The following is an 803-nucleotide window of genomic DNA, read 5'->3' on the forward strand; positions in this document are numbered from 1 at the left end:
GCGCTCAACCGCGCGGGCAGCCGCGTGATCGTGAAGGCCGACGGCGTCTACCTGTGGGACTCGGACGGCAACAAGGTCATCGACGGCATGGCCGGCCTCTGGTGCGTAAACGTCGGCTACGGCCGCAAGGAACTCGCCGACGCCGCGTATCGCCAGCTTCAGGAACTGCCGTTCTACAACACGTTCTTCAAGACGACGCACCCGCCGGTGATCGAACTGTCGGCGATGCTCGCCGAAGTCACGCCCGCGGGCTTCAACCACTTCTTCTATTGCAACAGCGGCTCGGAAGGCAACGACACCGTGCTGCGTCTCGTGCACCAGTACTGGCGCGTGCAGGGCAAGCCGCAGAAGAAGGTCGTGATCTCGCGCAAGAACGGCTACCACGGCTCGACGATCGCGGGCGGCACGCTCGGCGGGATGGGCTACATGCACGAGCAGATGCCGTCGAAGGTCGAGAACATCGTGCACATCGACCAGCCGTATTTCTTCGGCGAAGCGCAGGCCGGCGAGACGCCCGAAGCGTTCGGCCTCGCGCGCGCGCAGCAGCTCGAGGCGAAGATCCTCGAACTCGGCGCGGAAAACGTCGCGGCATTCATCGGCGAGCCGTTCCAGGGCGCCGGCGGCGTGATCTTCCCGCCGTCGACGTACTGGCCGGAAATCCAGCGGATCTGCCGCAAGTACGACATCCTGCTCGTCGCCGACGAAGTGATCGGCGGCTTCGGCCGCACCGGCGAATGGTTCGCGCATCAGCACTTCGGCTTCGAGCCGGACCTGATCACGATGGCCAAGGGCCTGACGTCGGG

Annotated in this window: 1 protein-coding gene; it reads left to right on the forward strand. The window is 65.5% G+C overall.

The window, feature by feature from the left end:
* A partial coding sequence (locus tag WS46_RS24020) for an aminotransferase (protein ID WP_156437087.1) occupies positions 1-803 on the forward strand: 803 nt, incomplete at both ends.

Origin of the sequence: Burkholderia sp. RF4-BP95 (genome assembly GCF_001521985.1) — a bacterium.
Taxonomy (GTDB): Bacteria; Pseudomonadota; Gammaproteobacteria; order Burkholderiales; family Burkholderiaceae; genus Burkholderia; species Burkholderia diffusa.